This window comes from Rickettsia endosymbiont of Ixodes pacificus (assembly GCF_000965155.1).
Classification (GTDB): domain Bacteria; phylum Pseudomonadota; class Alphaproteobacteria; order Rickettsiales; family Rickettsiaceae; genus Rickettsia; species Rickettsia tamurae.
The window spans coordinates 27,722-52,264 of the sequence record NZ_LAOP01000001.1 but is presented as its reverse complement, the minus strand read 5'-3'; the positions used below and the strand labels follow the sequence as shown (position 1 = coordinate 52,264).

The window sequence follows — 24,543 nt, the reverse complement described above, 5'->3', positions numbered from 1 at the left end:
AAAACAATGATAGAAATTACAATGTCTGATTTTGAATTATATGAGCATAGAGCAATAAATTCATACAATACAGTAGTAAATATATAATCGGTGTAAAATAATAATATAAGGAAATAAGTAATTTATGTCATATCAATATGTTTATGAAATGGTTGGTTTAAGCAAAATTATAAATGGTAAACGAATTTTAAAAGAAACAAATTTATCATTTTTACCAAAAGCTAAAATCGGTATAATAGGTCCAAATGGAGCAGGCAAATCGACTTTATTAAAAATAATGGCAGGTATTGATAAAGAGTTTGAAGGTAAAGCAACAGCTAAAATTGGTATAAAAGTAGGATATTTACCTCAAGAACCGTATCTTGATGCTAGTAAAAATGTTTTTGATAATATCATAGAAGGTCTTCATGAAAAGAAAAAACTTATTGATGAATTTAATTATATAAGTAACAAATTTGCTGAAATCACTGATGAAGAAATGCAAAAGCTTTTTGATAAACAAGCAGAATTGCAAGAAAAAATAGACAATTGTGATGGATGGAATCTAGAACGTGAAATAGAGATCGCAATGCTTGCTTTACATTGCCCACCAAAAGAAGCAGATATTACAAAAATTTCCGGTGGAGAAAAAAGAAGAGTGGCTTTATGTAAATTGCTTTTAGAGAAACCTGATATGTTGTTACTTGATGAACCTACAAATCATTTGGATGCAGAATCAGTTTCTTGGCTTGAAGATTATTTAAAGCATTACGAGGGTACTGTAATAGTAATTACCCATGATCGTTATTTTTTAGATAATGTTACAGAATGGATATTAGAAATAGATCGTGGAAATTGTATACCGTGGGAATCAAATTATAGTTCTTGGCTTGAGCAGAAGCAAAAAAAATTAGCTTTAGAAAGTAAAGAAGACGATGATAGAAAAAAACAATTGAATCGTGAACTTGAATGGATTCGTCAAACTCCAAAAGCTAGACAATCAAAAAATAAAGCACGTATTACAGCATATCAAGAGTTATTAAATAAACAACAAGAACAAAAAACTGATCCTACTCAAATAATTATACCTAACGGACCTCGTTTAGGGGATCTTATTATTGAAGCAGAACATATAGCTAAAAAATTTAATAATAAAATATTATTATCAGATTTTAGTTTTAAAGTTCCACGTGGAGCTATTGTAGGAATTATTGGACCGAATGGAGCAGGTAAGTCTACTTTGTTTAATATTATTACAGGTAAAATAATGCCAGATAGTGGTTCTATTAAAATTGGTCAAACGGTAAAATTAGGTTATGTTGATCAATCACGGGATCATTTAGATGATAATAAGACTATATGGGAAGAAATTTCAGAAGGTCTAGATGAATTACAACTTGGTAATAGAATAATTAAAAGTAGAGCTTATTGTGCAGCTTTTAATTTTAGAGGCGGTGATCAACAAAAAAAAGTTGGACAACTTTCAGGTGGAGAACGTAACAGAGTACATTTGGCAAAATTACTAAAAGAAGGAGCAAATGTTATATTATTAGATGAGCCGTCTAATGATTTAGATATTAATACGTTAAGAGCACTTGAAGATGCTATTTTAGACTTTGCAGGTTGTGTATTAGTGATTAGTCATGATAGGTGGTTTTTAGATAGAATAGCCACTCATATTATATCGTATGATAAAGAAAATAATGCTACATGGTTTGAAGGAAATTATCAAGATTATCATGAATATATGCTAAGTACTAACGGGGAAAGTATTTTAAATCCAAAATATAAACATAAGAAATTAATATAAATATGTCTTTAACACAAATATTATTAATTTTGTTTGTAGGAATATTGGTAACAAAACCGCATGATATTTTTATAATTATTAAAGAATTTAAAAAAATAAAAGCGTATTTAATTAATATTAAGTCGTCTATTATAAAAAATATAGATGAACCGTTAGAAACAGAGCAGGTAAATTTTTATTTAAAAAAAATTATTAACCTAGAAGGTTATTATCATGGTAATTATGATTTAACGACAATAAAAGAAAAATATTATACGCTAATAATTAACAATGACTTAATAGAAAATGAATCAGCACCTGATATAACAGAGAAACACTAATCCGTGCCTCAATTAATTAAATCTAAGAATTATGCAAAAAGTAGTAAAACTTAACAATATTAAAATAGGAAATGATTTACCGTTTGTTCTAATTGCAGGGCCTTGTCAGATTGAAGGAAAAGATCATGCGTTGTTTATGGCAGAAAAACTTGTTAAATTAACTAGCAAGCTTGAGATTCCGTTTATTTATAAATCTTCTTTTGATAAAGCTAATAGAACTTCCGTAAATGGGATTAGAGGACTTGGTATTGAGAAAGGTTTAGAAATTTTATCAAAAGTAAAATCTGAATTCGATTGCCCTATTGTTACTGATGTTCATTCAGAGAGTCAATGTACCGAAACAGCCGAAGTAGCAGATATTTTACAAATTCCGGCATTTTTATGTAGACAAACCGACTTGCTTCAAGCTGCAGCAAAAACAGGTAAAATAGTAAAAGTAAAAAAAGGACAGTTTCTAGCTCCGTGGGATATGAAAAATGTACAAACAAAACTAGAAGCTTTTGGAGTAAAGGATATATTATTTACAGAGCGAGGAGCGTGTTTTGGCTATAATAACTTGGTATCTGATATGCGTAGTCTTGCAATAATGGCAGAGTTAAATGTACCTGTAGTTTTTGATGCCACACATTCCGTTCAGCAACCGGGAGGGCTAGGAGGTAGTACCGGCGGAGAAAGAAAATATGTAGAGTTACTTGCAAAGGCAGCAACTTCTGTAGGTATCGCTGGTATGTATATGGAAGTACATCAAGACCCCGATAACGCTCCAAGCGATGGTCCATGTATGATTAAGTTGGATAATCTAGAATCCGTTCTTATCAAACTAAAAAAATATGATAAAATTACAAAAGAAAAATAACCTCAAATTTTACCTTTCAAAATATATATAAATATCCCCTATTAATTCAATTTTAAAATAGAAGTGATAATTTTTTACAACATAAGAAATAGAACTTTCTTATCCTCAGAATTCCAACAATTCACCTTTAAATCCTTGTTGTAAATTTACTTATTCAAAAAAATTTTTTAAGTAGTGTTAATATTTATTTATTCAACTTACGAAGCAAAAATGTTTTTATTTGGAGTAATATAAATTATTTTAGGTAAATATATATGTTTAATTGGTAGGAAGTCCCAAACAGGAACGAGGTTTAAAAAATATAAATGATTTTTTGACGGAGTATTTTAATAATATTTTGGAACAAAAAAACACTCCAAACTTAACTGTTCTTGAAGAATGTAATATATTAATGAAATTACGTAATATAATATTAAGGATATATTAACTCCAAACACAAGCTTCATATCTAAGTATGAATATAAAGATATTATAGCTTGGCTCTCTAATAACACTCGTTCTATATTTAATGAAACATTAGTAAACCAAATAGCGGGCTTGCAGAGTTTATCCACGTGGCTGCTTTGGATTTTAGTCTACCCCTTTATAACGGAAGATATACAATATATAGCAAATTATTTAAGGAATAATAAGACTATCGAGCGAGTATTTTTGGACAATTGCGGTATAAATGATAAGCAAATAAAAATTTTAGCCGAAGTGTTTAGACTTAACAAAACAATAACTAAACTTTCTTTAGTAAGTAAAGTAATAAAGCAATAACTAATATCGGAATAAAAACTTTATTAGAGATAAAACATAATAATCAACATAAGCTAGCAGAATTAAAAATCTCTCCTAATTTTAATGATAATTCAGAATTTCAGCTCATTCCCGAAGTAGATATTTTAAATGAAAATTCTGTAAATGCATATTTAAAGAAAACAAAAGTTCAAAACATCGAAGATGAAATCAAAAATAAAAATTTGCAACCTCTTACAAATTTTTATGAACTGGAAAGACCGGTCATAAAGAACGGTAATAAGCTTTTAAAATTGATTGCAGAAAGTCATAATGAAATTACTAAAACAGGAAATAGTATAAATAAACTAATTGCGATGATAGGGATGAACGGAGTAGGTATAGCTAGACCATAGTAAATAGGTACATACTATGCTAATATATATGTTATAAATGATAATAAATAAATTATGGCAAGCAGTTACAGTTACGATTTAAGAATGAAACTATTCAAAGCTCTAGATGATGGGCTCTCAATTGTTAAAGCATGTAAAATATTCAATATAGGTCGTAACACTAATAGATGGAAAACTCTTAAATGGGAAACAGGAGATATAAAAGCAAAACCTTATGGTCCAGCAAAGGGTTATAATGCAAAAATAAATCTCAAAGAATTTGAAGAATTAATTATCAATAATCATGATAAAACAGCTAAAGAATTAAGTATTATACTAGGTAATAGATTACAAAGAACTAGAATAAATTACTATAGAAAACTACTAGGGTACACTTATAAAAAAAAGTCATCTTCATCCCAGAAGGGATATTGGTTTAAGGAATGAATTTATAGAAAAGATACAGCAAATTTCTAAAGAAACTCTAGTATTCATTGATGAGTCAGGAATAGAAGATAATGCTTGTAGAGAATATGGATGGAGTATAAAAGGTACTAGATGTTATGGAAACAAAGTGTATCAACATAAATCCAGGATCAGTATGATAGCGGGGCTTCGTAATAATCAAATTATAGCGCCAGTAATATTTGAAGGAAATTGTAATAAAGAAATATTTACAACCTATGTAGAGACTATATTAACTAAAGAATTACATCCTGGACAAACAGTAATTATGGATAATATCAACTTCCATAAGAATAATATAATAAGAGAATTAATCGAGTCGGTTGGGTGCAGAATTTTATTCTTACCTACATATAGCCCAGACTTAAATCCTATAGAACATTATTGGTTTAAGATTAAGAACGAAATAAGAAAAGTTACGGGGCAATTCAAGATATCAGTATGGCTGTAGAACACGTACTAAAGTTTATTTAACTGTACCTATTTACTATGGTCTAGCTATACCACTACTCTTAGTTGTTTTTTAAGCGGACAAAAATTAAAGAAGATGAAGACCGCTCTTTATATGCGAAAGAACCGGAATATGATGAAAAAATACATCATGAATCAGACAATGGATATAAGCGTGTTAATAATTTCTTTATATCTGATGATGAAGGTGGAATTAATATTATAGAATGTCCAGGGATTCATAATAAACCCATAGATCCTATTCAAACAATTCTTAATTCATATATTTACTGACAAATATTAGAATTAGCCGAAAAAGTTAAATTTTCAGTCGTAATTAGCGATAATAGTGTAATTTTAGAGACGGTAACGGTCAGTTAACTCTAGAAATTAAAGAACAATTAGAAGATGCTGTATCTTATATAATTTCTGTTGCTGATTATAAAAATGAAAGAGAGAAAAATACTAAGATTAAGGAAGAAAAAAGTAAACTCAGTAAGCTTTTGAAGAGTAAAAACTTAGATTAAGAACAAAAATTTATAATTACAGAGCTAGGAAAATCTGTAAATTTATTTAAAAAACCTAGCGGTGATACTAAATCTTTTTTAGAAACACTTGAGACCAAAGATTTTTTTATTGTTATATCTGCTATTTCATTATTAATTAGAACGATCGCAAATAATGAAATACAAGTAGAGCGGGGGAAAATCTTTTCTTATATCGAGGCTATTTCTCAGAGTAAAAATGAAGAAGAAAAAAAACACTAATATTACTATAATAGATGAACAGAAACACACTAACTTGGATGCATTTGCTTCTTCCACCAAAGGTAAAGGAGATGTTCTACTTAATTCCGGTTCCGATGCAAATCCTCTTATAACTGAGGAACAAAAAAATCTTATAAGTATTGCGTTGAAATTAGAGTTACAAGATATTTTGAGTAAAAAAACCTCATATGAGCCATTGATCATCGAACATGTAAAGAAACTGATAAACCTATGTGTAAGACCCTTTTCGGATACACTTAATATTAAGGACTTAAGTCAAGGTAAATGGGCTACAATAAAAGAAGTATATATAAAACCTCAAAAATCAGATGCAAATAAGATAATTTTACCGCAAGTTTTATCTAATCAAGTAAATGAAAATATTTTAACTATAGGTAAAATTATTATAAATTTTCTTCAAGTCAATAAGCATAACATAATAAGCCCGTTTATTTCTCTTGATTTACGCCAACCGTTAGATTCAGACACGTTCTCAAAAAATTATTCGTTAATTCAACCTTATTTGCCAAAAAAATATTAAATAAATCACCGGTACAAAAAACCAAAGAAACTTTTTTTCTGCTTTAAAAGAAATAGAAGAGCTTGAAGATACATATATTAAATATTCTAATGATCAGCTAAAAAATCCAAATGATCACCTAAATATGGTTTGTTCATTTTTAGAAACTATAAGAAAATTTTATAAGGCAGAAGATATAAAAGATAAAATTCATTTCCAAGGAATATTAGGTAACTATGTATATTTCTTAAATCAGCAATGGAAGGCTTTATCTTTTTGTAAAAAACTTTATCCGCAATCGCAAGGTTTGCAACCGCTGATGGGGGCAGTTGAAGAAGCAAAAAAATCTTAATTGAAGAAAATTTATTAGATAAAGCTACATTAGATATGAAATTAAAACCTTATCAGGTAACTGATAATGTAGAATCTAATAAAGAACAAAAAAAATATTATAAAGAAGCATTAGAATGGCTTGATAAACTTACGGGACCGCAAGCTGAGCATATTGTTATATCTATAAATGAAACAAAAGCCAATGCTCATTATTATTTAGGTATGATCTATGAAAATAGTAAATCGGAATTAGACTGGTTTAGAGCGATAAGAGAATATATTAATGCCCTAGAAATTGATAAAGATTTTAACTTTCTCTATGGTCATGATACCATTCCGTATATTTTTAGCAATATTTGTAAAAAAATAGGTGACTTATTTTTAACACTAGGGAAATGGTATAGAAGTAAAAATGAAAACGGAAGTGCTATAAAGTTAATTCATGAAGCAATGAAATATTTTAAAGTAAGTTTAAGTATAGCCGATATTGAGGAGAGTAGTAATATTCTTCATGAAATTTTTAGTATTTTAAAAAATAAAAGAGAAACGAAAGCACATTATATATCTTTAGAAAAAGATCTTCATATATCTGTAGCAGAATTTTTGTTTAAATTAAATTTAATGTCAAAAGCAGGACTTGAATATTTGAGAGCTGCAAGTAGAGTTGACAAAAATGAGAAAGAAAAACAAGAATTAGTATCAAAGGCTTTAAAAGCTTATGATACGGATATGGCAAAAATACTGCTTTTATACGTGCAATGCTTGACAAAGGCAAAATAGAGGATCTTAGTATGTTTGCCAAGGAGGCCGACAGAACAAAATTTTTAAGTGATACACAGACTATAATAAATGATTTTATTCCACTGCCGGAGCCGCAAGCCAAGGAGTGGCCAAAAGTACAACAAAATCAAAATGAGCAATTGACTAATGAACAAAAAGAAGTAAACAAACAAAATGATATGCAGCCTCAAAAATAAGAAGAAGCTTTAATTCAGCCGCAGTAAAAGCATCAACAACAACCGCCGCCAACGAAAAGTACCCCGCTTCACACTATAGAAAATATACAAGAATCGGATTACTGGTATAGTGAAGATGATATAAAAAATATATTAGAAGCAAATATAGACAAAAATAAATTCTCTATAGTTACCCACGTTGATTTAACAAGCCCTGAACAAGTAAGAGACGCACTTAGAGAGGGAGTGCATGAGGATTTGAAGAACAAAGGTAAAGTTGTACTTATGCCGATTAATACAGGACATGGGCATTGGGTAAGTATGATGATTAGTAAAGATAATGATACAAATAAGATAATATTTACTTATAATGATCCTTTGGGCAGATCGTTAAATGATCGTCCTGACTTAGTAAAACTTATTACCGAGGTTTGCTCTGATGCAGAAATAATAGATTTAAAAACTCAACAACAAGAAGAAGGAAATACTTCGGACTGCGGAGTTTTTGTATGCGATGATTTAATAAGACAATCTCAAGGCCTTAAAATTCTCTCTACGGAGCAATGTAAAGGACAAGGACTAAATTTAAGAAAATCTCAAGCTGAAACATTAAAACAAAGTTTAATAGCTCAACAAGCCCAAGAACAACATTATTATATTAATGGAGATAGTGCTTCAGAAGAAGAGGAGGAAGAGAATAATAACGGCAATAATGAAGAAGTAATTCCTCCTCTTTATGGTGATAATGACGAAGTTGAGGTAGGTGGAGCAGCTATGTAACCTAATGATCAACATTAAAGTTTGACGTTACGAGGTCATTCCTGCTTTCGCGAGAATGACCTCGGCACTCTAATAACAATGCCCACTCGCAATACTTGGATTTATACCGAGAAAGAATTACCGCAGCCGCATTTTGCTTTAGCTTGCGGATTACTAACGTTGAAATATGAACTGCCTAGCTCTTCTATAAAATCAAGAGTACAATCCAGCATAAATTTTTGAGAGATAGGATCAATAATAATTGTAGCATTATGTTTAGTAATGACATAATCATCTTGCTCTATATTATCTTTTGAGACTAGTTCGTAATTATACATAAGTCCTGAGCAACCGCCGCTATCAACCGAAACTCGCAGTACTAAATTCTTATCTTTTTCTAGCTCTACTAACTCGCAAACCCGTTCAAAAGCTCTATCCGTAATTGTTATCGTCACTTAAAATTACCTTGTAAAAGTCTCATAAATTATATAGTATATCTTGATATTTTTCAAGTCGGCGTTGTTGTGTGGTTTAGAAATTGTCAAATTTGTCATACCGTGGCTTGACCACGGTATCCAGCGTAAAGCGAGATAAATCGAGCTTTTAGTTTTAAAAACTTGCTGTATTTGTATTTTTTAATTACTAGATACCGTGGTCAAGCCACGGTATGACAACCGGAAAACCAAAGTCACACAACAACGTCTTTCAAAATAAAGGATAACGATGCTTGCTTCATACGCTTCTGATCCTCTTAAAAGTAGGGGAAGATTATATAAGGAAATCCCGACCTCTTATAGAAACGAGTTTGAACGTGATCGTGATCGCATTATACATACTAATGCATTTAGGCGTTTGCAATATAAAACTCAAGTTTTTATTAATCACGAGGGAGATCATTACAGAAATAGGCTAACTCATTCTCTAGAGGTTTCGACTGTTGCACGTTCGGTTGCTAATACTTTAAATTTATCAAGTGATTTAGCTGAGACAATAGCACTTGCTCACGATCTTGGTCATACGCCTTTCGGTCATGCGGGAGAGAGAGCTTTAAATGAATGTATGAAAGAGTATAACGGTTTTTCTCATAATGCTCAATCTTTAAAGATACTAACATTACTTGAAAAAAGATATGCGGCTTATAATGGAGTAAATTTAACATGGGAAGTTTTAGAAGGAATCGTAAAACATAACGGTCCTATACTAGGTGAGATAAATGAATATATAGCAGAGTATAATAAGCAAAATGATTTAGAACTTAGTACTTATGCATCAGCAGAGGCTCAAATAGCAGCTCTTGCCGATGATATTAGCTATATTTCGCATGATTTGGAAGATAGTATCGGTGCTAAAATTATCGATTTTAATAGTCTCGCTGAACTTAAATATATTGATCAGCATGTTTTTGAACTCAAATCAAAATTTAAAAATATTAGTTCCTCATGTCTGATTTATGAGGTAGTACGTAAGCTAATACATGAGTTAATTACCGATTTATTATGGCAAACAAAAGAAAATTTAAATAAAGAAAAAATTACTAATATAGACAAAATACGTAACTTGAATTATCAGATAGTGGATTTTACAGAAAAAACTAATGAAAATATTAAGGAAACTAAAAAGTTTCTCCATAAGCGAGTTTATAAAAGTAATAAAATTACGGCCATCAGCCTTAAATGTACTAAAATCGTACAAGGTCTGTTTAAGGTTTATATGGATGATATTAATTTATTGCCGGTTAATTGGAAAATGCTAATAGACTCTAATGAAACATATAGTAAAGCTAGAGTTGTTGCTGATTATATAGCAGGGATGACTGACCGTTTTGCCATTCAGGAATATAATCAGCTTTGTTCGACTTCCTACATAACTTGCTTCTAAGGGTAATTTGTACGTCAATCCGGTACTCGCATCCTCACGTACTAAAGTGTACGCTGCAGTGCTGCGTTCCGTGTTTTCTTCAAATTCCTCCTTATTAGCAGACGTTTGCAAGAAGTCTATTCGCTGAATTTTAATAACATTTAATAATTATGAATATATTTAATCAATTGAAACAAGATATAATTGCGGCAAGTCAGCAATTATATAATAATCAAGAAATAGCAAATACTGCTACTATTGAAACACCGAAAGATAGTTTTAACGGTGATTTATCAAGTAATATTGCAATGATTATTGCAGCTAAAGAAAGTATTTCTCCTCGGGAAGTGGCTTTAAAGTTTAAAGAAGTCCTTATAACATTACCTTATATTGCAAGTATAGAAATAGCAGGACCGGGCTTTATTAATTTCACTATAAAAGCTGATAGTTGGCAGGCATCAATAAAAGATATTTTACAGCACGAAGAAAAATTTTTTGAAATTGATATAGATAAAAGCAGAAATATTAACATCGAGTATGTTTCGGCAAATCCCACCGGTCCAATGCATATAGGGCATGCTAGGGGTGCGGTATATGGTGATGTGCTAGCAAGGATTTTGCAAAAGGTAGGTTACTCCGTTACAAAAGAATATTATGTTAATGATGCAGGCTCACAAATAAATGATTTAGTTAGTACGGTATTATTACGTTATAAAGAGGCTTTAGGTAAGCAAATTACTATCCCTGCCGGGTTATATCCGGGAGAGTATTTAATTCCGCTCGGGCAAATTTTAGCGAAAGAATACGGCAATAAATTACTAACTATGAACGATGCTGAAAAGTTCAAAATAGTCAAAAATTTTGCCGTAGAAAAAATGCTTGATTTAAATAGAAAAGATTTAGCAGATTTAGGGATTAAACATGATATATTTTTCTCTGAGCAATCATTGCATGATAAAGGTGAGATAGAGAAAACAGTTAAACTACTGGAGCGTATGGGGCTAATTTATGAAGGTACGTTACCTGCCCCTAAAGGTAAAGTTCATGAGGAATGGGATAATAGAGTTCAAAAATTATTTAAATCTACTAAGTACGGTGATAGTCAAGATCGTCCTATAGAAAAAGCTGATAGAAGTTGGTCTTATTTTGCTTCCGATCTTGCATATGCTAAGGATAAAATAGAGCGGGGAGCGAATCACTTAATTTATGTACTTGGTGCCGATCATAGTGGATATGTTAAAAGAATTGAGGCAATAGTTAAGGCTCTAGGCAAAGAGCATGTTAAAGTGGACGTTAAAATCTGTCAATTGGTCAATTTCATTGAAAACGGTGTACCGGTTAAGATGTCAAAACGCCTTGGGAGCTTTGCTAGTGTGCAAGATGTAAATCATGAGGTGGGGAAAGATATTATAAGATTTATGATGTTAACAAGGCAAAATGATAAGCCGCTTGATTTTGATTTAGTAAAAGTGAAAGAACAATCAAGGGAAAATCCTATCTTTTACGTACAATATGCTCATGTGAGAACGATATCTATTTTATCAAAAGCTAGAGAATTAATGTCGGAATCTTATAATAGCTTTGAAGCAAATAAGTATGATTTATCTTTATTATCGTCAGAAGAAGAAATTGAGATTATAAAACTTTTAGCTGCGTGGACAAAAACATTAGAAGCATCTGCAAAATATTTTGAACCACATCGCATCGCATTTTATTTAATAAATTTAGCTTCAAAATTTCATTCTATGTGGAATTTCGGTAAAGAAAATAGCGATTATAGATTTGTAATTGAGAGCAATAAAGAATTAACTCTAGCACGTCTTGCTCTTGCAAGTGCCATACAGAAAGTTATAGCTAGCGGTCTCGAAGTGATAGGTGTAGAACCAATGAACAAAATGTAGTTAGGTTTTCATCGTTATTGCGAGGAGGTATTGCTCGCGTGGATCGGTAAAACCCATTGTGTCACCCCGTTGCTTGACCACGGGGGCCAACATAAAGCGAGATAAATCGAGCTTTTAGTTTTAAAATTTTATCTGTATTTAGATTTTTGACCCCGTGGTCAAGCCACGGGGTGACATCTCAAATATTTTATATATCATGATCAATAATATTTTTATTAAAATATTTCTAGTATTTTTAATATGTGTATCCGCTATTTATTTTGGTTATCAATATTATCAGAATAGCAAGCCGGTAATTACTATTTATCCTGATGAGTTGCCTACAAAAATAAAACCGTCTATAATAGAAAATAACCAAATAGCAGCAGTACATAGTACGATATATGAAAATCTTATTGCTAAAGATACAAATATTAAAACCGTAAAATTGCTTCCTGATCCTGAGAAACCTATGAATATAGATTTTCGTAACCAAAGTCAAAGCGATGAATCTTTTGATGAAATATCCAACCTTATTGCATTAATAGAGCCAAGTAATAACGCCAAAAATGAAACTGATTTAAATATTATAAAGCTTGAAAAAGGAAGTAAGGATAAGGTTAGTAATGCTAAAAATTGTAAAAATAATGAAAGTTATAAAGTACAACTAGGTTCGGTAAAATCTGAAGCAGAAGCAATGCAAGAAGGGGAAAGAATAAAAAAGAAATTCCCAAAAATTCTTAAAAATGTTGTTATCACAACCAAAAAAGTTAAATATGAGGACGGCAAATTTTTCTATTTAATCTTAGCCGGTGATTATGGTAGTCTTAGTCAAGCCAAAGGGGTTTGTAAGAAACTAGCTTATAACAAACAGAGTTGTGTGTTAAAGTGATTTTTAGTGTCATACCGTGGGCTTGTCCACGGTATCCAGAAAAACAATAAAAAATACTAATGATATTAGTATTTTTACTGGATCCCGCGATCAAGTCGCGGGATGACAGTGGTGAAACTGATCCATGCAACAACGATTGCTTGCAATGACGATGACAATAAATAAATTCAACATCAACAAATATTAAATAACTTATGAAAGAAGCTAAAATAGAAAATATTGACTTTGGTAATGCATTATCGGAGCGTTATCTTGCTTATGCGTTGTCAACGATTATGTCACGTTCGCTTCCTGACGTACGTGACGGACTCAAGCCTGTACATCGTAGGTTATTATACGCAATGCTACAGCTAAGGCTTGAGCCGAATTCCGGTTATAAGAAATGTGCAAGGGTGGTTGGTGACGTGATCGGTAAATATCACCCGCACGGTGATGTAGCAGTGTATGATACTTTGGTACGCCTTGCTCAGCACTTTTCATTACGTTATCCTTTAATTGACGGGCAGGGCAATTTCGGCTCTATCGACGGTGATAATGCAGCGGCTATGCGTTATACCGAATCACGTATGACGGAAATATGTACTTTATTAATGATAGACATCGATAAAGATACGGTAGATTTCCGCCCTACTTATGATGATTCCGATTTAGAACCGGTAATAATGCCGGCAAGTTTTCCGAATTTACTAGCTAATGGTTCTGAAGGGATAGCAGTCGGTATGGCAACCAATATACCGCCGCATAATTTACATGAGTTATGCGATGCTTTGGTGCATTTAATCGGTCACCCGAAAGCTGAAATTAACGATATAATGAATTTCATTAAAGGTCCTGATTTTCCAACCGGCGGCATAATTATTGATAAAGCTGAAGTTATTAATGCTGCATATACTACTGGACGCGGTAGTCTTAGAGTAAGAAGCAGATGGGAAAAAGAGGAGCTAAGTTACGGTACATATCAGATAGTCGTAACCGAGATACCTTATCAGGTTCAGAAATCAAAACTTATAGAACAAATAGCGATATTACTAAAGGATAAAAAAATCCCGCTTGTTAGCAATATTAGAGATGAATCAACCGATATTATTAGATTAATTATCGAGCCTAGAGATCGTAGTTGTGATCCACAAATAGTTATGGAATCTCTATTCAAGCTAACGAATTTAGAAAGCCGCATTCAGTTAAATATGAATGTGATCGGCAGTAATAACGTGCCGAGAGTAATGAATATTTTAGAGGTTTTACAAGAGTTTTTAGCTCACAGACAAAATATTGTTACTCGGAGGTCAACTTATCTTTTAAACAAAATCAAACATCGTTTAGAAATTCTAGAAGGTCTGAGAATAGCTTATCTAAATCTTGATGAGATAATTAAAATCATTCGTGAAGAAGATGAACCGAAAGCGATAATGATGGAGCGGTTCAAGCTAACCGAAATACAGGTAGAAGCGATATTAAATACCCGTCTTCGCTCACTTCGTAAACTTGAAGAGCAGGAAATTATTAATGAGCATGGTAATTTGCAGAAGCAGCAAGCTATATTAGAAGAGATTTTAAATAATCCAAAAGAATTATGGAAAGTAGTAAAAAAGGAAATAAAAGCAGTACAAACAAAATTCGGATTAAATACGGTAATAGGAGCTAGACGTACAAGTTTTGAAGAAGTAACGCTTACGAATCAAGTAGTTGATATAACGGCGTTTATTACTAAAGAACCGATTACTATTATTTGTTCAAAAATGGGGTGGGTGCGTTCGTTAAAAGGTCATAACACCGATTTATCGACTATCAAATATAAAGAAGGTGATGCAGAAAAATTTATTTTAGAAGCTTACACGACTGATAAAATATTAATAGTTAGTTCAGAAGGCAGGTTTTTTACTTTGCTTGCCGATAATATTTCCAAAGGTAAAGGAACAGGAGAATCTATAAAGCTACTTGTGGATATAGGCAATAACGATATTACAAATATTTTAGTCTATAAACCTGATCAGCTTTTATTACTCGCAAGTAGTGTAGGTAAGGGATTTTTAGTTAATTCAAACGAAGTAATGGCTCAAACAAAAACAGGAAAGCAAATTATGAATGTACCGGATGGTCATGCATGTATAGCTTGTTTACCTGTAAACGGGGATAGTATTGCTTGTATCGGTGAAAGTCGTAAATTACTGGTATTTAATATAGATGAAATACCTGAAATGAAAAAAGGACAAGGTGTAACGCTGCAAAAATTTAAGAATGCAAAGCTTCTAGATATTAAAATATTCAATAAAGAAGACGGCTTAGGTTGGAATAACAATGGAAAAGTCAAACTTGAGAAAAACATTGTTGCATTTTTAGGAAAAAGAGGTAGTACCGGTAAATTACCTCCTATGGGCTTCCCAAAAAATAATAGATTTTCATCATAATTATAATAAAGATTGAATGTATACAAAAAAATAGCATATTTTATATGGTTTGATACAAGCGAATTATTTATAAATTCGCTTGTACCGTTCTATTATTAAAGTTTTTATAGGCTTTTAAATTCATCTTACCTATTTAAATTAATAGATGTTACTCTCCTACTCCTATAACATCAACCTGATCATCATGATGACCTTCCTCTAACTGATAATATGTAAAATCTTCATTATTATTACCGAAAAGGTTATAAACACCAGTTAATAATTTATTACTATCTTTGAAAAATTGAATTATATAGCTAGACCATAGTAAATAGGTACATACTATGCTAATATATATGTTATAAATGATAATAAATAAATTATGGCAAGCAGTTACAGTTACGATTTAAGAATGAAACTATTCAAAGCTCTAGATGATGGGCTCTCAATTGTTAAAGCATGTAAAATATTCAATATAGGTCGTAACACTATATATAGATGGAAAACTCTTAAATGGGAAACAGGAGATATAAAAGCAAAACCTTATGGTCCAGCAAAGGGTTATAATGCAAAAATAAATCTCAAAGAATTTGAAGAATTAATTATCAATAATCATGATAAAACAGCTAAAGAATTAAGTATTATACTAGGTAATAGATTACAAAGAACTAGAATAAATTACTATAGAAAACTACTAGGGTACACTTATAAAAAAAAGTCATCTTCATCCCAGAAGGGATATTGGTTTAAGGAATGAATTTATAGAAAAGATACAGCAAATTTCTAAAGAAACTCTAGTATTCATTGATGAGTCAGGAATAGAAGATAATGCTTGTAGAGAATATGGATGGAGTATAAAAGGTACTAGATGTTATGGAAACAAAGTGTATCAACATAAATCCAGGATCAGTATGATAGCGGGGCTTCGTAATAATCAAATTATAGCGCCAGTAATATTTGAAGGAAATTGTAATAAAGAAATATTTACAACCTATGTAGAGACTATATTAACTAAAGAATTACATCCTGGACAAACAGTAATTATGGATAATATCAACTTCCATAAGAATAATATAATAAGAGAATTAATCGAGTCGGTTGGGTGCAGAATTTTATTCTTACCTACATATAGCCCAGACTTAAATCCTATAGAACATTATTGGTTTAAGATTAAGAACGAAATAAGAAAAGTTACGGGGCAATTCAAAGATATCAGTATGGCTGTAGAACACGTACTAAAGTTTATTTAACTGTACCTATTTACTATGGTCTAGCTATAGTAGAACAATCCTCTCTAATTGTATCTATTAAAGGTTTTCCGATAGCGGTAGCAGCAGCCATAAGTGCTGGTACCCTTATTGCATCAAATTTGCTTATAACGTGGTTGGGGCTTGAAATTTTTTTTAAGGTAAAACCTATACTCATTAAATGAGGGATTGCAGTAATATATTTATCTATAATGTTACTTGTTTCCATCATATTTTTAATACATTTATATAGGAGAGAAAAGATTTTCATTGTCCTCTGATGCTGGTTTTCGATGTTCTGAGTTACATCTATCTTTAGAGAATTATCCTGTTTCATATTAAAAAACTTCAATGCTGCCTCAAAATCCCCACCTTTTGTATAGACTTTCTGAATATTTAAAGCATGTAATATTGTAAATATTTTTTTAAGTTGGAACTAGAAACAAAATTATATGCATCTTTAAATAATAATTTAGAAGCGGTTGCATATCTTGTAACTGCTTTTAATCCATTTACAAAGGAATATCCTGAACTTGTAAATTGAGCATGATTCATAGTGTTACTCCTGTTTTAAAATAATAAAAATCATATATCACATAATTACCATATATTATGGTTGCATCACAATATATGGTAATTAAAGAAAGTCAATATCTAAAAATAAAAAAGTAAAATATATAATTTCATTTAATCAATAGGCAGTATAGTACAAATTTTTCATGATTCGCCGATACTTATGTAATTTATGCTGTGTAGGCTCAACTTTAAATTCAATCTTGGCTGCAGCTTTTTAAGTAAATGAAGTACAAAGCTAAGTATAATTTGACAAGAATTAGAGAGCTGTAAGCTAATAGAATGGTTTAAAGATTTAACAGAAGACAAGACTATTGCAACGATGGAACTATAAAATTTATTGATAGTTTAATTAAAAAAATGGAATAATCAAGGCATAAGATTACTCTAAGCCTTGATTATAATAGTAATTAATTTGTAAATAATTAAAACTTAAGTTTTGTACCTATAAGACCAACAGTACCTCGTGTTGTTTTACTAGGTGCTTCAGGGTAATATACAGGTTTACCTTTAGCTTGGAAATGAGAAATTTCAGCATATGGTAATAAACCAGGCATGATCTTATATTCAGTAGCGAGGCTTACAGCATCAACGGTGTTTTTATATCTTGAAGTTTTAAGATATTCAAGACTTGTTTTTATAGGTCCTTGTCCATAAGCAACTGCTCCATTGTAATAATAGGTATCACGACCGATTTTATAATATTCCTTAGCGGTTAAGCTTTTACCTAAATTACCGTAAGAAGCCCCAAAAGAGAAATTACCGTAAGTAAATACAGTTCCAAGATTATATGCTTTTAAATTAGAAAGCTTATAAGTATTAAGCACTTGGATTGTAGTTCCTTCTCTTTTAGCATGAATAAGACGACGAGCAGGTTTACCGTATTCTCCGGTAACGGATAATTTTAAGTTTGCATCTTCACTAATTTCATGTTCATAAGTTAAGCCGGCAGAAAAAGCATCTCGAATATTCTGATTTATAGTCATAGTTTCGCCGTTTCCTAAGGTAACCGTTTTTATTCCGGTTTTAGAAACACTAATCCCGTTTCTTCCTGAACTTTCAAGTGTTAAATTATTTATATCTTTATTACCGCCTGTATTAGCAGTGTCCGGAGTATAAGAGATACCAGCTTGGAAGCCTTTCATTTTAGGCGTGAAAAAGTTGAGTCTTCTAGCTTTTTCAGTTTTTTCATTGATTTGATCAAAAGAGTTCGAGTATGATTCAAGATAAAAGCTAGCACTAGTATCAAAATCCGGTTTTAAACCGTTATATCTCATATACTGACCGTCAAGTAGAGCATATCTATACCATCCTCCGGTACCTGCGGTTACTTGAGAGCCGGTAACACGCAACTTAGCACTTGCATCGACAGGAGAGCCTAATTCTACTTTACCGTAACTAGTTTCAATAAAGATATGTGATCCGTTATAACTTGCAGAGGTTTTTGCTCTTGTAGTAGGCTGAAGCACTATTTTAGCACCTGCTATTACATCATTGATAGTTTTAGCAATAGTTGCCGCAAACGCTGCTTCCGTGTAAAACACTAGCTTTTTCCTGTTATCAGTTACATTTTTATCAAATAAAATTAAATGATCCTGTTTAATATAACCGCTTTCAAATAAATAGAATCCTTCTAATTTTATTTCAGTATCAGAATTAGAAATAACAGGTGTTGGATTTTCTTCGGCAAGACCAGCCGATGCAAGGCAAATAATACTTGCAGCTAATAATAATTTTTTCATTTTAATAAAGTCCCTATAAACTTAAATAATAAAATTTACTATACAATTATTAATACTAAATAAATTTTTAGTATTAATAAATATAAATCAACTATGTTAAAATATAATAATACTTTTCAGAATTGACAATAAAAAACTTTGTAATAATTTAATTTAAAGTACATAATGTTGTATTATTATCACTATCATTATTCAAGTAGTCTCAGACTTATAGTTTTAAAGAAAAATTTTGTATTGTAAATAATTATGAGTTATAATCATTAGTTTATTAATTAAATTAAGTTTTGATTATGGCTATAATGTCAGATAAGTGGATAAAAGAAGCTGTTATAAATCAAAGTATGATAAGGCCCTTTGCGGAAAAGCAGGTAAGAGTTCATAATAAAGAAAAGATTATTTCTTACGGCTTATCTTCTTACGGCTATGATGCTAGAGTATCTAATGAATTTAAAATATTCACCAATATAAATTCTACTACGGTTGATCCAAAAAATTTCAGTGAATATAATTTAGTTGATAGAGAAGTAGATGTGTGTATTATTCCACCTAATAGTTTTGCCCTTGGCAGAACTATAGAATATTTTAAAATACCGCGTGATGTATTAGTTATTTGTGTCGGCAAGTCCACTTATGCAAGATGTGGTATAATAGTAAATGTGACTCCGTTAGAACCGGAGTGGGAAGGACATGTAACTTTAGAGTTTTCTAATACTACTCCATTACCTGCTAAAATATATGCAAATGAAGGAGCTTGTCAGTTTTTATTTTTAAAAAGTGATCAAATTTGTGATACTTCATATGCCGATCGACAAGGAAAATATATGAAACAAGTAGGCGTAACTTTACCGTTAACATAACTTTTTTATGTAAGAGCCTGTTCACGATTTTATTTTGATTGATAATTAAAATCTTTTTAGCTGCAAATTATAAGATTTTTTGAAATAAGAATACTATTCCTACAAAAACCTTATTAATTTTCGCTTAAAAACCTGTTTAATTATCAATCAAAATAAAATCGTGAACAGGCTCTAAAAAATTATATTAAATTTTTAATAAGGATTTTTATGAGTACAATAAACACCAATACTAATGAGGCAATGCCGCATATTTCCGTTAATGCACAATATATAAAAGATTTATCTCTTGAGAATCCTTCTGCCCCGTCTTCTCTTGCGGCTTTGGATCAACGTCCTCAAATTGATTTATCTCTAGATATAAATATTACTAATTTATCGGAAGAAAATTTCTATGAAGTAGAGTTAAATATCGAAGCAATTGCAAGAAATGAGAAATATAAATTATTTCAGATAGAATTAAAATATGCCGGAGTATTTAATTTAATTAATATTGATTCTGAACAACATCCGATTTTATTATCCGTTCATTGTCCGGCAATGATATTTCCATTTGCTAGAAAAATTATAGCTAGCTGTACTCAAGATGCAGGATTCCAGCCTTTAATGATTGATCCTATAGATTTTGGTGCCTTATATCATAAGAAAATGTCGGAGCATCAAAATTAAGAAAATCTTTAATTATTTAATAAATCTCGTTTTAAACACCATAGTTTTTAAGTCACAGATAGAGCTTAATAGTAAAAATTTTATCAAGATTAAATATTCTTTACTTATGTTATTAATGAATGTATAAAGCACTAGATAAAAAATTATAATTTAGTTAACAATAATTAACTGTAATTAAATTATAGCACAATATAAAAATTGAATTTTATGGAGAAAAATAATGAGAGTTTTGTTAATTGAAGACGAGCCGGAAATGGCTAACTTAATTGAGTTAACTTTAGCTTCAGAAGGGATAGTTTGCGATAAAGCTTCAGTTGGTGTGGAAGGTTTAAGACTTGGTAAAGTCGGTGGTTATGATCTAGTGATTTTAGACCTTATGTTACCGGATATTAATGGTTTTGAGATATTACTAAGATTGCGTGCTGCCAAAATAAAAACTCCAATCTTAATTTTATCTAGCTTAACGGATACCGATCAAAAAATTACCGGTTTCTCTTCCGGAGCCGATGATTATCTAACCAAACCGTTTGTAAGAGAGGAATTAATTGCTAGAATTAAAGCTATAGTTAGACGTTCTAAAGGGCATGCAGCATCAGTATTTAGGTTTGATAAGGTTAGCGTAAACCTAGATACTAGAAGTGTAGAAGTTGACGGCAAAAAAGTACATTTGACGAACAAAGAATATGCTATTTTAGAGCTATTAATACTCCGAAGAGGAACTATATTAACTAAAGAAATGTTCTTAAATCACTTATATAATAGTGTTGACGAACCGGAAATGAAAATTATTGACGTATTTATTTGTAAACTTCGTAAAAAGTTAAGTGATGCTGCCGGCGGTAGAGATTATATCGACACAGTATGGGGACGCGGTTATATGCTAAAAGAATATGATGAATTACAACAAAAAGAAATTTTAGCACAAGGAGCATATTAATGCCTTTATCGACTTCTTTACTTGGTAAAAAAAGTACTTATAAAGATAGTTATGATGCGACTTTATTATTTAAAATTCCACGTATAAATAATCGAAACGAACTTGGAATAAATAGTAATAATCTTCCGTTTTACGGGGTAGATGTTTGGAATACATATGAACTATCTTGCCTTAATAAGAACGGTAAGCCATGGGTTGGAGTAGGCACTTTTTATATACCGACGGATTCTGAAAATATAGTAGAATCAAAATCATTTAAATTATATCTAAATTCTTTTAATAACTTTGTTGTTGAATCAGTAGAAGAACTAGAAAGAATTATCTTGCAGGATCTAAGTAATGTTACACACGCTAAAGTAACAGGACGTATATTTCCTATAAATACAAAAATAGAATTTGGTGTTCCAAGCGGTAAAAATATCGATGATTTAGATATAGTATGCAATAATTACGGTCCACCCGATAATAGTTTAATTGAGTATGAAGATGTTTTAGTAGAAGAAGAGATTAATTCTAATTTACTAAAATCAAATTGCTTAGTAACCGGTCAACCGGATTGGGGTACAATCGTTATAAAATATAAAGGAAAAAAGTTAAAACATGATTCTTTCCTGAAATATCTAATATCTTTTAGAAATTGTAATGAGTTTGCAGAGCAGTGTGCCGAGCGTATTTTTACAGACATTAAAAACGCTATAAATCCTGATTTTCTTTCTATTTATATAGTATATACTAGGCGTGGAGGAATTGATATTTGTCCCTATCGTTCTTCTACCGATAAAAGTTATACTTTACCTAGCGATAAACGACTTATTAGGCAATAATCACTTTTCTAATCCATAAAAAAATCCGTTTGCGAGAAAGGCATTGTCCGTGTGGATTGAAAAACGCATCTGTTGTCATTCCGTGGCTTGACACAGTGGATTTTACCGGTCCATCCAGCAATGTTCCGACTATACAGGAATGACATAAACGAGCTACGCAATAACGCTGATTAAGGCGGATAACAATCAAAAAATAATTCACGTAAGCAAGCTTTTCGCAGGATAGAAGTTAGTATAATTTTATGATTCTTTTGTAGGATTTTGTGGAGGCTTTAGGCTTTCTACTATTTTATTCAGGTCTATTTGACTACAGATCCCCAGTAATACGGGATCACGAGGACGAATAGAATTCATATTCCAATGGATACGGGTTCTAATAGCATCTATAGTAGTTTTAGTAGTACCTATTAATTTAATTATTTGATGGTCTTGGATGTTCGGATAATTAGACAATAACCAATATATAGCATCCGGTTTATCTTGACGTCTTGCTATAGGAGTGTATTTAGCACGCTGTTTTTTCTGATTTTTCATCAATTCATCAGCAGGGCTATATGAAATTTGTAAATTAGCATTAGGATCTTTACTGCAACGCTCAATTTCCTCTAAAGTTAACTGACCGTTTGCAATTGGATTTAAACATTTTATAGATTGTGCTACTTCATCGTCAGCCATACCTTTTATTTCAAATTCATGAATACCGCAAAAATCGGCAATTTGTTTAAAAGTTAAAGAAGTATTTTCAATTAACCACATAGCCGTGGCTTTTGGCAGAAGCGGTAATGTTTTTTGCGAATTCATGATAATTGTTTTTTGGCTTAATTTAAGAAGTTATAACAAATAGAGTTATTTAAGTCAATCTTCATTTAGAAACTTAACTATCTCCTCAACTACTTTCTTAGCATCGCCGAATAACATAAAAGTATTATCGTGATAAAATAGCTCATTTTCTATACCTGCATATCCTGATGCCATAGAGCGTTTAATAAACAAAATCGTACGTGCTTTTTCGACATCGAGTACCGGCATACCGTAAATTGGACTATTCGGATCATTTTTAGCAGCAGGATTAGTTACGTCATTTGCCCCAATCACAAGCACTACATCAGTGGTAGCGAAATCTCTATTAATTTCTTCAAGCTCAAGTACTTTCTCATAATCTATATTAGCTTCTGCAAGTAAAACATTCATATGTCCAGGCATTCTACCGGCTACCGGATGTACGGCAAAACGTACATTAATATCTGAACGTTCTAATATATCAACCATCTCTTTTATTATATGCTGAGACTGGGCTACTGCCATACCGTAACCAGGGACAATTATCACCGACGATGTATTAAGTAGTAAATGTGCCGCATCTTCAGGGCAGCTTGTTTTTGCTATTTTATCGTCGTCTATATCCTTGTTAATTCCAGTAGGTGCAGGCAAAAACGCCCCAAAAATAACCTTAATTAATGAGCGATTCATCGCTTTGCACATTATATAGCTAAGTATAGCTCCGCTACTGCCGACCAATGCCCCGGTAATAATAAGTAGGCTATTACTAAGCGTAAAGCCGATACCTGCTGCTGCAAAGCCTGAATATGAGTTTAACATCGATACTATAACCGGCATATCTGCACCGCCTACCGGTATTATTAGTAATACTCCGATTAACAGCGATAAAAAAACTATTAGATTAAATAAAAATATATTTTCTGAACTAATAAATAATATTATCAGAAGAAGTAATATTATTGCTGTTAATAGGCATATATATTGCTGACCGTAGAATTTTAGTGGGCTACTTTTCATTAAGCCTTGTAGTTTTAGGAAAGCTATTACCGAGCCGCTAAAAGTTAATGCCCCTATAGAAACTCCAAGCGATATTTCTATTAGCGAATTAATAGGTAAACTTCCTGCTATTCCTATAGAAAAATTTTCAGGAGCAAGTATCGTAGCGTAAGCTACAAATACCGCAGCAAGACCAACGAAAGAGTGAAATCCAGCAACTAATTGAGGCATTGCCGTCATGGAGATTTTAAGTGCAATAATCCCTCCGATTATACCGCCTAATAATATAGTTGCTATAATGGGTAATTTATGAGTAAAATCCGGGAGGAAAAAAGTAACGCCGACTGCTATCGCCATCCCCAAAATACCTATGGTACTGCCTAAACGTGCTTGCTTTTGTGAGGATAAGAATTTGAGTGATAGAATAAAGCAAACAGCTGCAACTAAGTATAATAACTGGATAATTTGTAGGGACATAGGTGAATTTATTTAATAATTTGGAAACGTCATTGCGAGGAGGTTAGCCTGCGTGGCAATCTCATGAAATAATAACAAACTCCTGAGATTGCTTCGTC

24 protein-coding genes and 2 pseudogenes are annotated in these 24,543 nt (G+C 31.6%); 20 read left to right on the top strand and 6 right to left on the bottom strand.

Annotated features, from left to right (window positions below; all coding sequences use genetic code 11):
• Positions 1 to 124: 124 nt before the first annotated feature.
• From ettA to REIP_RS00210, 11 genes and pseudogenes are all read left to right on the top strand, one after another.
• A complete protein-coding gene (gene ettA, locus REIP_RS00265) occupies positions 125 to 1,789 on the top strand; it encodes an energy-dependent translational throttle protein EttA (RefSeq protein WP_045803534.1) in 1,665 nt (554 codons plus the stop codon).
• Between the two features lie 2 nt (positions 1,790 to 1,791).
• The gene (locus tag REIP_RS00260; RefSeq protein WP_008579523.1) at positions 1,792 to 2,109 is read left to right on the top strand and encodes a DUF2672 domain-containing protein; all 318 of its coding nucleotides are present in this window, start codon (positions 1,792 to 1,794) and stop codon (positions 2,107 to 2,109) included.
• 31 nt (positions 2,110 to 2,140) lie between these two features.
• Positions 2,141 to 2,965, top strand: coding sequence for a 3-deoxy-8-phosphooctulonate synthase (gene kdsA, locus REIP_RS00255; RefSeq protein ID WP_023507450.1), 825 nt, complete (start codon positions 2,141 to 2,143; stop codon positions 2,963 to 2,965).
• Positions 2,966 to 3,930: 965 nt separating this feature from the next.
• Positions 3,931 to 4,101 (top strand): hypothetical protein, encoded by a 171-nt coding sequence (locus REIP_RS10475; RefSeq protein WP_156147376.1) that lies wholly within the window; start codon positions 3,931 to 3,933, stop codon positions 4,099 to 4,101.
• Positions 4,102 to 4,155: 54 nt separating this feature from the next.
• Positions 4,156 to 5,019: pseudogene (locus REIP_RS08700) on the top strand (IS630 family transposase).
• 42 nt (positions 5,020 to 5,061) lie between these two features.
• Positions 5,062 to 5,289 (top strand): hypothetical protein, encoded by a 228-nt coding sequence (locus tag REIP_RS00235; protein WP_045803531.1) that lies wholly within the window; start codon positions 5,062 to 5,064, stop codon positions 5,287 to 5,289.
• A gap of 450 nt (positions 5,290 to 5,739) precedes the next feature.
• Complete coding sequence (locus tag REIP_RS11965; RefSeq protein ID WP_231569135.1) at positions 5,740 to 6,303, top strand: hypothetical protein; 564 nt, start codon at positions 5,740 to 5,742, stop codon at positions 6,301 to 6,303.
• Positions 6,304 to 6,427: 124 nt separating this feature from the next.
• Positions 6,428 to 6,634 carry a hypothetical protein gene (locus tag REIP_RS00225; RefSeq protein WP_045803530.1) on the top strand — a complete coding sequence of 69 codons (207 nt, stop codon included), beginning with the start codon at positions 6,428 to 6,430 and terminating at the stop codon, positions 6,632 to 6,634.
• Positions 6,635 to 6,669: 35 nt separating this feature from the next.
• The gene (locus tag REIP_RS11410; RefSeq protein ID WP_197069232.1) at positions 6,670 to 7,395 is read left to right on the top strand and encodes a hypothetical protein; all 726 of its coding nucleotides are present in this window, start codon (positions 6,670 to 6,672) and stop codon (positions 7,393 to 7,395) included.
• Between the two features lie 11 nt (positions 7,396 to 7,406).
• Positions 7,407 to 7,592, top strand: a complete 186-nt coding sequence (locus REIP_RS11405; RefSeq protein ID WP_231569134.1) for a hypothetical protein — start codon at positions 7,407 to 7,409, stop codon at positions 7,590 to 7,592.
• Positions 7,593 to 7,667: 75 nt separating this feature from the next.
• Positions 7,668 to 8,351 (top strand): Ulp1 family isopeptidase, encoded by a 684-nt coding sequence (locus tag REIP_RS00210; protein WP_331385733.1) that lies wholly within the window; start codon positions 7,668 to 7,670, stop codon positions 8,349 to 8,351.
• 101 nt (positions 8,352 to 8,452) lie between these two features.
• Here REIP_RS00210 and REIP_RS00205 read toward each other — a convergent pair whose 3' ends face one another.
• On the bottom strand, positions 8,453 to 8,785 hold the full coding sequence (locus REIP_RS00205; protein WP_008579535.1) for an iron-sulfur cluster assembly accessory protein: 333 nt from the start codon (positions 8,783 to 8,785) through the stop codon (positions 8,453 to 8,455).
• A 268-nt stretch (positions 8,786 to 9,053) separates the two neighbouring features.
• Between REIP_RS00205 and REIP_RS00200 the strand changes: the two genes are divergently transcribed.
• Positions 9,054 to 10,208 (top strand): deoxyguanosinetriphosphate triphosphohydrolase, encoded by a 1,155-nt coding sequence (locus REIP_RS00200; protein WP_008579536.1) that lies wholly within the window; start codon positions 9,054 to 9,056, stop codon positions 10,206 to 10,208.
• Here the strand turns inward: REIP_RS00200 and REIP_RS08690 are convergent.
• A pseudogene (locus REIP_RS08690) lies at positions 10,143 to 10,334 on the bottom strand (palindromic element RPE1 domain-containing protein); the annotation flags it as partial. The gene REIP_RS00200 and the pseudogene REIP_RS08690 sit on opposite strands and share 66 nt — an antisense overlap.
• A 23-nt stretch (positions 10,335 to 10,357) precedes the next feature.
• Here REIP_RS08690 and argS point away from each other — a divergent pair.
• The 4 genes from argS (at position 10,358) to REIP_RS08685 (ending at position 16,596) form a co-directional block, all read left to right on the top strand.
• Positions 10,358 to 12,088: an arginine--tRNA ligase gene (argS, locus tag REIP_RS00195; RefSeq protein WP_045803529.1), complete on the top strand. Its 1,731-nt coding sequence runs from the start codon at positions 10,358 to 10,360 to the stop codon at positions 12,086 to 12,088.
• Between the two features lie 196 nt (positions 12,089 to 12,284).
• Entirely contained in the window at positions 12,285 to 12,959 is a 675-nt protein-coding gene (locus tag REIP_RS00190; protein WP_045803528.1) for an SPOR domain-containing protein, read from the top strand.
• Between the two features lie 194 nt (positions 12,960 to 13,153).
• A complete protein-coding gene (gene parC, locus REIP_RS00185) occupies positions 13,154 to 15,367 on the top strand; it encodes a DNA topoisomerase IV subunit A (protein ID WP_045803527.1) in 2,214 nt (737 codons plus the stop codon).
• 361 nt (positions 15,368 to 15,728) lie between these two features.
• A protein-coding gene (locus REIP_RS08685; RefSeq protein WP_156147374.1) for an IS630 family transposase occupies positions 15,729 to 16,596 on the top strand; the annotation gives its coding sequence in 2 pieces (ribosomal slippage) (positions 15,729 to 16,055 and positions 16,057 to 16,596; 867 coding nt in all).
• 13 nt (positions 16,597 to 16,609) lie between these two features.
• On the opposite strand, the gene REIP_RS08680 is transcribed toward REIP_RS08685, so the two are convergent.
• A complete protein-coding gene (locus REIP_RS08680) occupies positions 16,610 to 16,825 on the bottom strand; it encodes a hypothetical protein (protein WP_231569132.1) in 216 nt (71 codons plus the stop codon).
• 766 nt (positions 16,826 to 17,591) lie between these two features.
• Positions 17,592 to 18,908, bottom strand: coding sequence for a porin (locus tag REIP_RS00165; protein ID WP_045803525.1), 1,317 nt, complete (start codon positions 18,906 to 18,908; stop codon positions 17,592 to 17,594).
• Positions 18,909 to 19,198: 290 nt separating this feature from the next.
• Between REIP_RS00165 and dcd the strand changes: the two genes are divergently transcribed.
• The 4 genes from dcd to queF all read left to right on the top strand — a co-directional run bounded on the left by dcd (position 19,199) and on the right by queF (position 22,192).
• Positions 19,199 to 19,765 carry a dCTP deaminase gene (gene dcd, locus REIP_RS00160; RefSeq protein WP_010420471.1) on the top strand — a complete coding sequence of 189 codons (567 nt, stop codon included), beginning with the start codon at positions 19,199 to 19,201 and terminating at the stop codon, positions 19,763 to 19,765.
• A gap of 207 nt (positions 19,766 to 19,972) precedes the next feature.
• Positions 19,973 to 20,431 (top strand): protein-export chaperone SecB, encoded by a 459-nt coding sequence (secB, locus tag REIP_RS00155; RefSeq protein WP_023507453.1) that lies wholly within the window; start codon positions 19,973 to 19,975, stop codon positions 20,429 to 20,431.
• A gap of 220 nt (positions 20,432 to 20,651) precedes the next feature.
• Positions 20,652 to 21,368, top strand: a complete 717-nt coding sequence (gene ctrA / locus REIP_RS00150; RefSeq protein WP_045803524.1) for a response regulator transcription factor CtrA — start codon at positions 20,652 to 20,654, stop codon at positions 21,366 to 21,368.
• Positions 21,368 to 22,192 (top strand): NADPH-dependent 7-cyano-7-deazaguanine reductase QueF, encoded by an 825-nt coding sequence (gene queF / locus REIP_RS00145; protein WP_045803523.1) that lies wholly within the window; start codon positions 21,368 to 21,370, stop codon positions 22,190 to 22,192. Before ctrA ends, queF begins: the two co-directional genes overlap by 1 nt.
• Positions 22,193 to 22,432: 240 nt before the next feature.
• Here the strand turns inward: queF and REIP_RS00140 are convergent, their stop codons facing one another.
• Both REIP_RS00140 and REIP_RS00135 read right to left on the bottom strand, forming a co-directional pair.
• Positions 22,433 to 22,993 (bottom strand): cell cycle transcriptional regulator TrcR, encoded by a 561-nt coding sequence (locus tag REIP_RS00140; protein ID WP_045803522.1) that lies wholly within the window; start codon positions 22,991 to 22,993, stop codon positions 22,433 to 22,435.
• 54 nt (positions 22,994 to 23,047) lie between these two features.
• Positions 23,048 to 24,445 (bottom strand): NAD(P)(+) transhydrogenase (Re/Si-specific) subunit beta, encoded by a 1,398-nt coding sequence (locus tag REIP_RS00135; RefSeq protein ID WP_045803521.1) that lies wholly within the window; start codon positions 24,443 to 24,445, stop codon positions 23,048 to 23,050.
• Positions 24,446 to 24,543: the final 98 nt, after the last annotated feature.